Origin of the sequence: Luteibacter jiangsuensis (assembly GCF_030812295.1) — a bacterium.
In the GTDB taxonomy this organism is placed as follows: domain Bacteria; phylum Pseudomonadota; class Gammaproteobacteria; order Xanthomonadales; family Rhodanobacteraceae; genus Luteibacter; species Luteibacter jiangsuensis_A.
The window spans coordinates 539,131-551,909 of the sequence record NZ_JAUSSK010000003.1 but is presented as its reverse complement, the minus strand read 5'-3'; the positions used below and the strand labels follow the sequence as shown (position 1 = coordinate 551,909).

General features: G+C 63.3%; 10 protein-coding genes. 7 read left to right on the top strand and 3 right to left on the bottom strand.

Annotated features, from left to right (window positions below; all coding sequences use genetic code 11):
- The first annotated feature begins 8 nt into the window (after positions 1 to 8).
- The 6 genes from J2T07_RS12530 to J2T07_RS12505 all read left to right on the top strand — a co-directional run bounded on the left by J2T07_RS12530 (position 9) and on the right by J2T07_RS12505 (position 7,471).
- Positions 9 to 1,109, top strand: a complete 1,101-nt coding sequence (locus J2T07_RS12530; protein WP_306850416.1) for an XVIPCD domain-containing protein — start codon at positions 9 to 11, stop codon at positions 1,107 to 1,109.
- A gap of 80 nt (positions 1,110 to 1,189) precedes the next feature.
- Complete coding sequence (locus tag J2T07_RS12525; protein WP_306850414.1) at positions 1,190 to 1,708, top strand: hypothetical protein; 519 nt, start codon at positions 1,190 to 1,192, stop codon at positions 1,706 to 1,708.
- Positions 1,705 to 3,162: an XVIPCD domain-containing protein gene (locus tag J2T07_RS12520; RefSeq protein ID WP_306850412.1), complete on the top strand. Its 1,458-nt coding sequence runs from the start codon at positions 1,705 to 1,707 to the stop codon at positions 3,160 to 3,162. Before J2T07_RS12525 ends, J2T07_RS12520 begins: the two co-directional genes overlap by 4 nt.
- A 456-nt stretch (positions 3,163 to 3,618) precedes the next feature.
- Positions 3,619 to 5,301, top strand: a complete 1,683-nt coding sequence (locus J2T07_RS12515; protein ID WP_306850410.1) for a type IV secretory system conjugative DNA transfer family protein — start codon at positions 3,619 to 3,621, stop codon at positions 5,299 to 5,301.
- Positions 5,302 to 5,356: 55 nt separating this feature from the next.
- Positions 5,357 to 5,899 carry a hypothetical protein gene (locus tag J2T07_RS12510; RefSeq protein ID WP_306850408.1) on the top strand — a complete coding sequence of 181 codons (543 nt, stop codon included), beginning with the start codon at positions 5,357 to 5,359 and terminating at the stop codon, positions 5,897 to 5,899.
- Between the two features lie 42 nt (positions 5,900 to 5,941).
- A complete protein-coding gene (locus J2T07_RS12505) occupies positions 5,942 to 7,471 on the top strand; it encodes a peptidoglycan-binding protein (protein ID WP_306850406.1) in 1,530 nt (509 codons plus the stop codon).
- A gap of 241 nt (positions 7,472 to 7,712) precedes the next feature.
- Here J2T07_RS12505 and J2T07_RS12500 read toward each other — a convergent pair whose 3' ends face one another.
- Complete coding sequence (locus tag J2T07_RS12500) at positions 7,713 to 8,237, bottom strand: hypothetical protein (protein ID WP_306850404.1); 525 nt, start codon at positions 8,235 to 8,237, stop codon at positions 7,713 to 7,715.
- A gap of 189 nt (positions 8,238 to 8,426) precedes the next feature.
- Here J2T07_RS12500 and mutS point away from each other — a divergent pair, with 189 nt between their 5' ends.
- Positions 8,427 to 11,012, top strand: a complete 2,586-nt coding sequence (gene mutS, locus J2T07_RS12495; protein WP_306850402.1) for a DNA mismatch repair protein MutS — start codon at positions 8,427 to 8,429, stop codon at positions 11,010 to 11,012.
- A gap of 191 nt (positions 11,013 to 11,203) precedes the next feature.
- Here mutS and J2T07_RS12490 read toward each other — a convergent pair whose 3' ends face one another.
- Together J2T07_RS12490 and J2T07_RS12485 are read right to left on the bottom strand one after the other, a co-directional pair.
- Complete coding sequence (locus tag J2T07_RS12490; RefSeq protein WP_306850400.1) at positions 11,204 to 11,602, bottom strand: RNA-binding S4 domain-containing protein; 399 nt, start codon at positions 11,600 to 11,602, stop codon at positions 11,204 to 11,206.
- Positions 11,603 to 11,640: 38 nt separating this feature from the next.
- Entirely contained in the window at positions 11,641 to 12,546 is a 906-nt protein-coding gene (locus J2T07_RS12485) for an AEC family transporter (RefSeq protein ID WP_306850398.1), read from the bottom strand.
- Between the last annotated feature and the right edge of the window lie 233 nt (positions 12,547 to 12,779).

Sequence of the window (12,779 nt, the reverse complement as noted above, 5' to 3'; positions counted from 1 at the left end):
AGAGACCCATGCCATACCAGGACGTCATGAATGTCATCCTGCCGCAACAGGGCGATCGTGCGGCGCACATCACCGGGCACTATGGCGAACATCGCGCCAAGGGCCCTCACGGTGGATCCGACTTCAACTACGAAGGCGGACAGTCGGGCATCAACCTGACCCATCCCTCCATCCACTCGCCGATCGCCGGCGAGGTCACCTTCGTCGGTGGTCAGTACGGCACGATCAAGATTCGCGATGCCGAGGGCAACAGCCACGAGCTCCTGCATACGCAGTCCCAGTCCGTGAAAGTCGGGCAGCACATCCAGGTGGGCGATGAAATCGGACGCATGGGCGGTCGCGGCCCCGACGGCGCGGGCCAATATGCCCAACACGTCCATTACCAGATGAAGGACGCGCAAGGCCACCCGGTCAATCCGGAAACGTTCTGGCGCGACCGGCAGGTCCAGCCCGAGGGCGCCCACGCCGCGCCCGCCGGCCATTCCCACGACGGTAGCCACACGGTTATGCGCGAGGGCACCAGGGGGCCTGACGTCCACGCGTTACAGGAACGCCTGAACGCCCTCGGCATCCGCGACGCCCAGGGACATCGCCTGTCGACCGACAGCCATTTCGGCGGGCACACGAAGGAAGCTGTCGAGAATTTCCAGCGCGCCCACGGACTGAAGCCCGACGGCGTGGTCGGTCCGCGCACCGCGGAAGCACTCCAGCATCAGCAGGCCCACGGGGCACCGCGACTCGATACGCCATCCCATCCGGACCACGAGATCTACCGGCAGGCACGGGAAGGCGTTCACCGGCTGGACGCGCAGCATGAACGCGCACCGGACGAGCGCAGCGATCGCCTTGCGGCGTCGCTCACGGTCGCCGCACGCCAGGAAGGCCTGCAACGCATCGACCACGTCGCCCTCAACGCCGATGCCAGCCGGGCGTATGCCATGCAGGGTGAGCCCGGTTCGCCGTTCAAGCAGGTCGCCGAGGTGGAAACGCAGCGGGCCATGAACACGTCGATCGAGCAAAGCAGCCAGGCCTTGCAGCACGTGGCACACCAGGCTCCTGCGCAACAGCAGGCGCAACAACAGCAGGCGCAACCGATGCCGGGGCCATGAGTATGACGATACGTCAACCACTACGCAGTGGAGCCGTCGTTCTCCTCCTGTCCCTGATTCCTCATGCCTATGGTGCCTCCATGAAACAGCCCGACATCAAGCTCAATCCGAATCCTCGCATGCGTTACGAGATCACGGCCACGGTTACCGATGCTCCCGGAGCCTTCGAACGAATCGAAGGGTCCGTGGACTACAAGGTGTTCAACGGGGCCTGTGTTCCGTTGACTCCTGTCACGGGCGCCACCGTGGAGCCCCAGAAGCGGCTTCCGGTCGTCTTCGAGCGAGACGGCGAAAATACGTTCAAGGCCGTGATCTATGTCGATCAGATCCAGGATGAGGACTACTTTGGCCTCGGAGTCTGCCACTGGTCGGTCGTCGGCGCTTCCGCCGACTTCCACCATGGCGAGGTGAACTTCAGTCCGGCTATTTATCACGATGACATCCTTGGCCAGAAAAGCGTGGTCCGGTATTTCTCGGAGCGTTCCTACGAAAGGGCATCGCGTTCGCGTATCGACATAGGCTCCCCAAGCAAGTCGGACTTCAATGATGCCGGCGCGATCTTCTCCATCACCTTGAAGGCCGTGGAGAAGCTCCAATGAGCCCGCGGTCGACGGACTATGCCCTGCTTTCGCAGAACGTCTATCACGATACGCCTGTCAACCAGAAGGTCATCCTGGACGGCGTCACCTATCGCGTCGCCGCTGCTGAGAACAACCCGGCGACGGGATTCCAGGCCCAAGCGTACATACGCGAAGACGTCAAGCCGAGCCAGGTCGTCATCGCGTTTCGCGGCACCGAATTCGATCGCGAGCCCGTTCATGATGGCGGGGTGGACGCGGGCATGGTTCTGACTGGAGTAAACCTCCAGACGCACGATGCCATGGCTTTCACCGAGCGGGTCATCGCGGAGACGAGGCAAGACGCCGTCGATCAGGGGACCGCCCCACCCGATATCACGGTGACGGGGCATTCCCTCGGCGGCACGCTCGCCGAGATCGCGGCGTCGCGCTATGGCTTGAAAGGCGAGACGTTCAACGCCTACGGAGCCGCCGGGCTGCTGCAAGGCGTTCCCGCCGGCGGGAACCAGGTCATCGACCACGTGCGAGCCGGTGATCTGGTAAGTGCCGCCAGCGAACACTTCGGCGAAGTCCGGATCTACGCTGCGCAGAAGGATATCGATACCTTGTCACAGGCGGGCTATCGCGATGACAGCGGGATTCTCTCGCCGCGCAATCCGATCAAGGCCACCGATTTCGACGCCCACGCGATCGATAATTTCGTGCCGGAAAGCAAGCTGCTGGGACACTCGATCATCGATGCCGAAAGCCAGGCCCGCTATCGAGCCCACGAGGGCATGGTCGATCGTTATCGCAACGATGTCATGGATATCCGCAAGGGATTGTCGGCCTCGTGGGAGATACCCAAAGCCATCGGCGAAGGCGTCGACTACCTGCACGATAAAATCGACGAAGGCTTGACCGCGGCCGGTCATGCCGTGAGTCATGCGGCGCACGAAGTGGCGGAGGTGGCGGGCCGGGTACGCGACGAAGTGTCGAAAGACCTCCACGCGGCTGGCCACGTGATCAGCGAGGGCGCATCCAATGCCTGGAATACCCTCACCCACCCCGGCTCCTGGTTCAACGACGAGAAGCCCGCGCCACAGCGGCTCGATCATCCCGAGCACCCGGGCCACGGCTTGTTCCAACAGGCTCGTGAAGGTGTCCAGCGGCTCGATAGCCGGCTTCAGCGCCAACCCGACGAGCAAAGCACACGGCTCGCCGCGTCGCTGACCGCGGCGGCCCAACAGGGAGGCATGCAGCGGATCGATCACGTCACCCTGAACGCGGACGCCAGCCGGACCTATGCGGTGCAAGGGGACGCCAATTCACCCTTCAAGCAAGTGGCGGAGGTGGACACGCAACGCGCCGTGGGCACTCCCGTCGAACAGAGCACGCAGCAGTGGCAACAAGCATCGGATCAGCAGATACGTGCTTCGACGCAGTCAATGTCGCAGGAACAGCAGGCAAAGACTCAAGCCCATCCGCCCTTGTAGACCACCTCGGATAAAGAGAAAGAAGATCCCATCGCCGCAGTGGCATTCAATGTGTGACATAAGCAAAAGGTGCGTCATGAAGATACGGATGATTGTATTGGCACTGATCTACAGCCCGATGGTCTTGGCACAGGACTCGGGTTTCTACGAGTTTATCCGCTATAGGGACAACGACCCCTTCCTCTTCTGCACGGAAGGCCTCAAGGGATTGGACAAATGTTGGTTCCCCCTGGATCCAGGGAGCGGCACGTACATGTACACGGGCGTGTGCGACGAGCCGAATCCGGATGGACGCTCGTGGACCTTTGAAGACCGGGACTCGCTATCTCAATACCAGAGGGTTTGTCCGAAGGCGATGCAAGCTGGCAGCTGGCAAGGTGCAGGCGACGGGTCAAACAGTCCACATCCACATTAATTGTCGTCCCATAGCCAACACGCGTTTGCAGGATTCACTTAATGAGTAAGCCATTTGCCTACCTGGCGGCAGGTCTCGGCCTTGCTGCCATCGCCGTAGGAAATTTTCTCTCGGGATACCTGACGCTGCTCTTCCTCGGCTTGAAGGACGAGCACGTCAAGTGGAACACGTACTGGAGCTATATCAGGGCGCTGAATCTTCCCCAGGTACAGCCCTATGTCTGGAAGATCGAGACGGCGGGCATCATCGGCATCCTCTTGCCGCTGATCGCGTGGCTCGTGGTGCTTTATTTCCTGATGAAGCCAAAGAAGCAGGCCATGCACGGCGACGCCCGCTTCGCCACCGCCTCCGACCTGCGCAAGCAAAACATGCTCTCCCCCGCCCCGAACGGCATCCTCGTGGGCAAGTTCAAGGGCGACCTGGTCCGCCTCCCAGGCCAGCAGTTCGTGATCCTCGCCGCTCCCACCCGTTCAGGCAAAGGCGTCGGCGTGGTGATCCCGAACCTGCTCGACTACCAGGAATCGGTGGTGGTGCTGGACATCAAGCAGGAGAACTTCGACCTGACCAGTGGCTGGCGCAAATCGCAGGGACAGGAAATCTACCTGTTCAACCCGTTCGCCGAAGACCGTCGCACGCACCGCTGGAATCCATTGAGCTATGTCTCCAAGGACCCCGCGTTCCGCGTGTCGGACCTTATGAGCATCGCCTCGATGCTCTACCCCGACGTGTCCGACGACCAGAAGTTCTGGGTGAGCCAGGCGCGCAACGCCTTCATGGCGTTCTCGCTATACCTCTGCGAGAAATGGGAGGACGACGAGAAGAAGGGCCGGCCAGCGATCGTGCGCAGCAAGCCCACCCTGGGCATGATCTATCGCCTGTCGTCGGGCGACGGCACCGACCTGCGCGAACTGTATACGCGGCTCTCGAAGGAACCCTTCCTGAGCGCCAACGCCCAATCGGCCTTCGCCAACCTGCTCTCGCAAGCCAACGAAACCTTCGCCTCCATCCTCGGCACCTTCAAAGAACCGTTGAACGCCTGGATCAACCCCGTGCTGGACGCGGCCACCAGCGAGGACGATTTCCTGCTCACCGATGTGCGCAAGAAGAAGATGACGATCTATATCGGCATCCAGCCGAACAAGCTGGCCGAGAGCAAGCTGATCGTGAACCTGTTCTTCAGCCAGCTGATCAACCTCAACACCAAGGTGTTGCCGCAGAACGACCCTGCCCTGAAGCACCAGTGCCTGTTGCTCATGGACGAGTTCACCTCCATCGGCAGGGTGGAAATCATCGCCTCGGCGGTGTCGTACATGGCGGGCTACAACATCCGCCTTCTGCCCATCATCCAGAGCATGGCCCAACTCGACGCCACCTACGGCAAGGATGTCTCACGCACGGTCATCACGAACCATGCGTTGCAGATCGTCTACGCCCCGCGCGAACAGCAGGACGCCAACGACTACTCCGACATGCTCGGCTATACGACGGTGCGCCGCGAGAACATCACCAAGAGCAAGAAGGGTGACGTGTCGAAGAGCCATTCCGAGGAGAAGCGTGCGCTCATGCTTCCACAGGAATTGAAAGCCATGGGCACCGAGAAGGAAGTGTTCCTCTATGAAGGCATCCCACATCCGGTGATGTGCGAAAAAATTCGCTATTACCAGGACAAATACTTCACGTCGCGGTTGATGGAAAAGGCGAAGATCGAACCGCTCTCCATCTGACAAGACCACAGACACATGCAACTGTTGTTTTTCTTTCCCTGAACAGAGTCGTCTCATGAATCCTGCCGCAAAAGCACTATTAGCGATCGCTGCAACCGCCATCCTTCCGGCTACCGCCTTGGCAACCACCGCACCGGCCACCATGTGCGGCAAGTCCGACCAGGTCGTGTTTTCCTGTCCCCTCGCCGGTAGCACCAAGACCGTCTCCATGTGTGCCGCGGGTGACGTGGCTCACGGTGACGGACGCTTCTACTACGCCTATGGCCGTGACGCGGCGAAACCCGAGATGACTTATCCGGCCATGGGTAGAGAGGGCGAGTTCACGCGCACGCATCTGACCTTCGCTGGCAACACCGGGGGTTATGCCTATGCCTTCACGAATGCCGGTTTCAAGTATGTCGTCTACTCCGTGTCGGGCTCCAACAACCTGCAGGACGGCGGGTTGGTGGTCTTGAAGGATGGCCAGGCCAAGCCGGTGAAGCAGAGCACCTGCCAGGCCGGCAAGGTCACCGACACGGATGAAGACGCACTCATCGACGCGACGCTCAAATGGAAGAGCGACCCCGCGATCGAGAAAAACGGGATTCCCACGCGCTGACCGCTCGTCGAATCCCTCCTTTCATTAGCCAGGAGTTACACCATGTCCGCGAAAGAAAACGCCGACTATCTGATGGACGCCGCCATGAAGGCGGGTATTACAGACCCCAAGGAACTAAGCAATTTCATGGGCCAGATGCAGGTCGAGTCGGGAGGATATTCCCGCATGACCGAAGGCCTCGGTTATTCCGGTAGCCGTCTCCTCGAGGTATTCCCCGGCCGCAACGGGATGAATACGCTCGCCGAGGCCAACAAGATCGCCGCGGGCGGCCCCGAGGCCATCGCCAACGAAATCTACGGCGGCGCCTGGGGCAAGAAGAATCTCGGCAATACCGAGCCGGGAGACGGCTGGACCTTCCATGGTCGCGGCTATGTCCAGCTCACCGGCCGCGCCGGCTACGAGAAGATGGGCAAGGAACTGGGACTCGATCTCGTCAAGCATCCCGAGCTTGCGGAAGACAAGGAGGTGGCTGCAAGGATCGCCATCCAGTACTGGAAGGACCGCGTTCAGGCCAACGGTCACCAGACCGATGTGGACGCCGCATGCAAGGACATCAACGGTGGCCACAATGGTCTCGGCGAACGCAGGAACGCGGCCGAGGCATGGCAGAACGCCATCGAGAAGGGTTACAAGCCGGGTGGCCCCGAAGCGATGCCTACCGCGAAGGCATCGCACGGCATGAGCAAGGAAAAGGCGGAGCACGTGCAGACGCTGCTCAATGCCCACGGTTACACCGATTCGGCGGGCCAGCCGCTGAAGGTCGACGGCCATGCCGGCAAGGAAACCCGCCTCGCGATCGAGCGCTTCCAGACCGACCACCACTTGAAGCCTGACGGCGTGGTAGGCCCCGCGACGCTGAAAGCGCTGGAACAGACGCCGCAACGGCAAAATACCCCGTCCACCGCACCGGACACCGGCAAAACCGCCCAGCACGCCACGCAGGAAAACGCATCGCTACGTGCGGGGGCGAATGGACCGGCGGTCGAAGCGCTACAGCGCCAGCTGAGCGATCAGGGCTATGTCGCGTCGAATGGTCGGCCACCTGCCGCCGACGCGGACTTCGGGCCGCAGACCAAGGAGGCCTTACAGGCTTTCCAGCGCGCTCATGGCCTGGAAGCCGACGGCATTGCGGGCCCGAAGACCTTGCGCGCCCTCGATGCCAATCGCCAACACGCCGGCGTTCCTTCGCTCGACGATGCCAGCCACCCATCGAATGGCATGTACCGTCAGGCGCTCGACGGCGTCCAGCGTCTCGATGCACAGCATGGGCGGGCGTCGGGTCCGCATACGAGCATGATCGCGGGCTCGCTCACGGCCGCCGCCGTGACGAACGGCATGCAACGGATCGACCACGTGGCGCTCAGCGACGATGCCAGCAGGGCCTACGCCATGCAGGGCGATGCAAAGTCGCCGTTCAAGCAGGTCGCCGAAATCGACGTGCTCCAGGCCGCGCGGACACCGCTGGCGCAGAGCAGCGTGGAAGCCATGCCACACAACCAGACTCAGGCTCAGGCGCAACAGCACGCCGAAGTACAGGTGCAAAGCCAGCAACAAGGTCCGTTGCGGGCGTAAAACCGGAGAAGCCGCCCTGCAAGGGGCGGCTTCTCACATCCCATCAGCGATGCATGCCCGGCTGTTCCGGTTGGGGCTGTGATTGCTGTGCCTGCTGCGGTGTAGCCTGCCAGGGAACTTACGCGGCGTTTTGCTGCCACTCCGTGCTGGAATTGACCGTCACGCCAATTACAAAGTAAGCCAGTGCGCGGGCTTCGTTGTCAGTCAATCCAGGCATGTTCCATCCCCTTCAGGGACGTCGTCAGTTCGAACCGGCCGGACAACGGGTATCCAGCGGCACCTTTTCGCCGTGGACCGTGCGATGCAATTCCACGTATTTTTCGAACTTGCCGTCGGCGGGCGAGCCCCACGTCCGGTACCAGGCGAGATCCTTGCCAACAGGCACGAAGTACGCGTCGTCGCCCGTACCGTAGGCCGGGCATAGCGGGAAGCCGCCCCGGGTCTCCTCGTCGCTGCAAAAGCGAACGAAGAGCTTGCCCTCGCGCAGTCGGCCCTTGAACGAGCCCGACTCGCCTCCGGCTCGTGTACCGTCGGACCACGTCCCCTCGACATCGGCGCCCGCCGGTTTGGCGGAAAACCGCACGTAATGCCCGGAACCGCAATCACTGCGATAGCCCCACTGCCCCTCCACGGCCGTGGCCGATGCCGGGCCAAGGCCTCGCTCGCTCGCGAATACCGCGTGGCTCGCAATGAGCAAAGTCGTGCCCAGCGCTGCCGCGTAGGCCAGGTAACTGCGTTCCCTCATCTTCCTGAATGTGCCGGACATCGACCCTCCTATAGTTCATGGTTTTAGCTCCAGACGGACAGTACCAGCCACCGCCACCGGGAATCCGTGCGTACGTCAGGCTTCCGCCCGGCACGATGATCGTCTCCGGCAAGCCCGCCCGACGTCGCTTATCATGTACGGCCAGCGTGCCGGCATCGGCCCACCTCCATCGATCGACCTCGGAAAATCATGGCTCTAGCAGAAGACACCTCGGTGGCCGCCGGGCATACGCCCTTCATGCGCCAGTACCTCGCGGCGAAAGCCGAGCATCCGGACATCCTCCTGTTCTTCCGGATGGGTGACTTCTACGAGCTCTTCTACGACGACGCGCGCAAGGCGGCGCGGTTGCTCGACATCACCCTGACCCAGCGCGGCCAGTCGGCCGGCGCCCCGATTCCCATGGCCGGCGTGCCTTACCACGCCGTGGAAAATTACCTGGCGCGGCTGGTGAGGCTGGGCGAGTCGGTGGCGCTGTGCGAGCAGATCGGCGACCCGGCCACGTCGAAGGGTCCGGTCAAGCGCGAAGTCGTGCGCATCGTCACGCCCGGCACCGTGACCGACGCCGCGCTGATGGAAGAGCGCCGTGACAACCTGCTGCTTTCCATCGCCGCTGGCTCGAAGGGCTATGGGCTGGCCTGGGTGGACCTCTCCACCGGCCGCTTCCTGCTCACCGAAGTGTCGTCGGCCGAAGGGTTGGCCGCCGAGCTGGCTCGCCTGCAGCCCGCCGAAACGCTGGTCGGCGAGGACGTGGCCTGGCCTAAGCTCGTGTCATCCCTGCCGGGCCTGCGCAAGCGTCAACCTTGGCACTTCGACGGCGATGCGGCCACCCGCGAGTTGTGCCGTTTCTTCAAGACCCGCGACCTGCTCGGCTTCGGCGTGGACGGCATGCCCCTGGCCATCGCCGCGGCCGGCTGCCTGCTCGGTTACGTCGAGGAAACCCAGAAGAGCGCCCTGCCCCATCTCACCGGCATGGCGGTGGAGAACGCGGGCGAGACCATCGCCATGGACGCCGCCACGCGGCGCAACCTGGAGATCAACACGCACCAGAGCGGCAACGTCGAAAACACCTTGCTGGGCGTGCTCGACGAGACGGTGACCCCCATGGGCGCGCGCCTGCTGCGCCGCTGGCTCAACCGTCCGCTGCGCGACCGCCACGTGTTGCGTGGCCGTCACCAGGCGATCGGCAGCCTCATCGATGCACGCCGTCACGCGACCTTGCGCGAGCGCCTGCGCGGCATCGGCGACCTCGAACGCATCCTGGCGCGCGTGGCCTTGCGCTCGGCGCGTCCGCGCGATCTCTCCACGTTGCGCGATGGCCTCGCCGCGGCCCCCGGGCTGCGCGACGACATCGCCGGCATCGACAGTCCCTTGTTGCACGGCCTCGTCGAACGCATCGGCGACCACGCGGAAACCGCCACCTTGCTTGCCCGTGCCATCGTCGAACAGCCGCCCGTGCTGCTTCGCGACGGCGGCGTGCTCGCCGAAGGCTACGACGAGGAACTGGACGAACTGCGCCGCCTCTCCACCAACGCCGACCAGTTCCTGGTCGACATGGAGGAACGCGAGAAAGCCGCCAGCGGCATCCCGACGTTGAAGGTCGGCTACAACCGCGTCCACGGCTATTACATCGAAATCACCAAGGCGCAGGCGGAGAAAGCACCGCAGCACTACACCCGCCGGCAGACCACGAAGAACGCCGAGCGCTACATCACCGAGGAACTGAAGCAGTTCGAGGACAAGGTGCTGTCCGCGAAGGAACGCTCGCTGATGCGCGAGCGGGCACTGTACGAATTGCTGCTCGACAAGCTGATCGAGCACCTGCCCGAACTGAAAACCGCCGCCGCGGCGATGGCCGAACTGGACGTGCTGGCCAACCTCGCCGAGCGCGCCGAGACGCTGGACTGGGCGGCACCGGAATTGACCGATGTACCGGGCATCCGCATCGAACGCGGCCGCCATCCCGTCGTCGAGAAGGTTCGCGACGAGCCCTTCGAGCCGAACGACCTCGCGCTCGACAAGAGCCGCCGCATGCTGGTGATCACCGGTCCGAACATGGGCGGTAAGTCCACCTACATGCGCCAGAACGCGTTGATCGTGCTGCTCGCGCACGTGGGCAGCTACGTGCCCGCATCGGCCGCCACGATCGGGCCGATCGATCGCATCTTCACCCGCATCGGCGCCGGCGACGACCTGTCGCGCGGCCAATCCACCTTCATGGTGGAAATGAGCGAGACGGCGAACATCCTGCACAACGCCACCGAGTGCAGCCTCGTGTTGATGGATGAAGTCGGCCGCGGCACCAGCACCTACGATGGCCTCTCGCTGGCGCGCGCCGCGGCCGTCCATCTGGCCGCCACCAGCTGCGCGTTCACCTTGTTCGCCACGCACTACTTCGAACTCACCGAGCTGGCGGGCGAATTCCCGACCATCGCGAACGTCCACCTCGACGCCGTCGAGTACGGCGAACAGCTGGTCTTCATGCACACCGTCAAGGACGGTCCGGCGAACCGCAGTTTCGGGTTGCAGGTGGCCGCACTGGCGGGGTTGCCCAAATCCGTGATCGCCGATGCGCGCCGCTATCTGGCGGCATTGGAACAGGGACACGAAATCACGGCCGCCGTTGTGACACCGCCTGCGGCGGCGCCGCAGATGGGATTGTTCGCACCGCCATTGCCTTCGCCGGTGGAGGAAGCGCTACGCGGGGTCGACCCGGACGACCTCACGCCGCGCGAGGCGCTCGACCAGCTCTACAAGCTGCGAAAAATGCTGCGTTGAACCATAGGGCGTCACTATCGGTTCGATTCGAACAAACGAATTCCCTAAGCCGGCGGCGCTACCTATAGTTTCCAGGCCGCTTTCACGGGGCCTTATGACTCTCCATCTTCCGGCCCCGTGGCGTCCCCCTTCCCTATCCGAGTCAGCAGCCCGGGTGGGGATTCGGGGGGCGGTTTTTCCGGAGCCAAGAGTCAGAGGGTCTTCTTCAGGTCCTGGATCAGGCGCCGCGCGTGCTTGTCCGGACGTGAGTCGGGGCGCAGCAAGGCGCCACCCGTGAGGCGGCGATCCTCTTTCCGGCGCGCACGTTCGGCGACACTTTCTTCCGTTTCCGTGTAGAGCTTCTGCGCTTCGGATGCCGGTCCGCGCTTTTCCGATAGCGCCGAGACGACGCAAGCCAGACGTTCCTCGCCCCGGTTGATCCGGAGCGTGTCCCCCACGTACACCAGCTTGGCGGGCTTGCACGTCGCGTCGTTGAGTTCCACCTTGCCGCCATCGATCGCCTGCTTGGCCAGGCTGCGGGTCTTGAAGAAGCGCGCAGCCCAAAGCCACACATCGGCACGTACACCTGGGGAGATCGTCGGATCGGTCATGCGCAGAGGGTAAGGCCGTGCCCGTGCGTTACCAAGGCTCATCCTGCCGGCAGGAACAGATTGCCCACCGGAATCGTCACCAGGGACAGTAGGATGCCCGCACCGAGGACGGTATTGGCCAGGCGCGGTTCCAGCCCGTACTGGTCGGCCAGGATAGCCGCCGAGATCATCGGCGCCATGGCGGCCTGGAGAACGCCGACCGTGAGCGTCAGACCTCCGACGCCGGCGGCGAGGCCGATGCCCAACGCGGCCAAAGGCGCCAGCAGCAGCTTCCAACCGAGGCCTGCCACCAACGGTCCGATCTGCTCACGGCGCAGATGCAGGCTGAACTGCAGGCCCACGGAAAACAGTGCCAGGGGCGTCAGCGTCTGGCCGATCTGCAGCAACAGCTTCTCCACCGCTTCCGGCCAGCCACCGGCCAGACCGACGATCACGCCAGCCACCAGCGCGAGAAACGCCGGGAAGGTCAGCACGCGACGGGCGATCGTGGAAAGGTTCGCACCCCTCCCGGAATAGATCGACGCCACGACGATGCCCCCGGCGGCCAACAGTGGAAAGCATCCCAACTGGTCAGCGATCACGGCAATGGAAAGGCCCGCCTTCCCATGCAAGGCCTCCATCATCGGATAACCCACGAACGAGGTATTGCCGAGCCCGCAAACGAGGGTCAGGCAACCGACCCGGTGCGGGGACCACGAGAAGACCTTGCCGAGCGTGGCGAACACGGCCCAGGCGCCGAAGAAGGTCACGTACATGCCCGCGACCGGAAACCATAGCTGCGCATCGACCGTCACCTTCGGCACGAGCGCCAGCACCAGCGCAGGCAGCGCGATATTCAGCACCCACCAGTTGATCCCGGGCACGATCCCTTCGGGAAGCGCGACGAAGCGCCGGCACAGCATGCCGAGGGCAAGGCAGACGAAGAGGATCAAGAGAGCGGACATGGACGGCGACGATAACAGCGGCCGCTGCGGACTGTCATTCGTGTGGGGCGGTTGCGGGAGCCCGCTGAACTTCAAGGCGCCTGCCTAAGGGGGTCTACTTACTCAAGGGGCCTGCTTATCCGTGGGAGCCGCTTCAGCGGCGATGGGCTTGCTACCACCCGGCCCGCTGCCGCGGGATCGCCGACAAGGTCGGCTTCCACCACACCGATGGAGAGCCAACTCCCGGCAAGCCA